Raw genomic sequence first — 784 nt, 5'->3', positions numbered from 1 at the left:
CAATGCCAGCTCTCCCCCAAGCATCCGGGCCCCCATCGCGGTGACAGGGCACCCTAGAACCTGGGTCAGATTTCAACCGGCGACCGGGTCAGTTTCACTCCGGCGGCTACATGGCTGGCGAGGAACTCGAGAGCGGCGAAGCTGCTGCCGGCCACGAGCACGAGGGGTCGCCCCAGCATCCAACGGTGGGCTTGCAAGACCAGCCGCCGCGCCCAGTCCGTCAGCTTCTTGTGCCGCCGGCCATGCTCGCGACAGTAGCGCTCCGATGGGGCGAGTGCAGTCAAGAAAGGCAGCGCCCAAACCCGCCCAGCCCAAGAGATCGGGACCAGCAGCATCAGGCTGAGCCAGCGCAGGCCGCTGGCCTTGTGTGAAGTGGCCCTTCGAGCAGCGGACCGGGTCGCGGTAGATGCCCTTGGCACTAATGCGTTTGCCGCGCCGGCGCTCAATCTTGTCGTCGAGACCCAGCAGCACCGGGCCGTTCAGCACGAAGGCGTCCAGCAGCAACCCGAGCAGCACCCGGCGGCCGCCCGCTCCAGGCGGCGCGGTTCAGCACGCGATGGTAGTTGACGAACCGCCGCTCCCGGCAGAGCCCGCTGATCCGCAAAATGCTCAAGGCCGCGCAGCTGTGAAGAAGCTGCATACTAACCTCGGAACGAAATCTTTCGCATCGTATTCTTGATGCCGAGGAGAACAGACCATGATAGCTGCGATGAGTGATGACGCACTGACGCAGGTGCTGCACAAGACGATCCTGGCCTTGGTCAGGCGTGACGACGTGGATCTC

1 protein-coding gene is annotated in these 784 nt (G+C 64.5%); it reads right to left on the bottom strand.

Annotation, left to right across the window (positions count from 1 at the left end; all coding sequences use genetic code 11):
- Positions 1 to 65: 65 nt before the first annotated feature.
- Positions 66 to 419 (bottom strand): transposase, encoded by a 354-nt coding sequence (locus E2C06_RS38365; protein ID WP_277751929.1) that lies wholly within the window; start codon positions 417 to 419, stop codon positions 66 to 68.
- Positions 420 to 784 lie beyond the last annotated feature (365 nt).

It is taken from the genome of Dankookia rubra (assembly GCF_004355005.1).
Lineage (GTDB): Bacteria > Pseudomonadota > Alphaproteobacteria > Acetobacterales > Acetobacteraceae > Paracraurococcus > Paracraurococcus ruber_A.
Note: the sequence above shows the minus strand (reverse complement) of the source record. Positions and strands in the feature narration are given on the sequence as shown.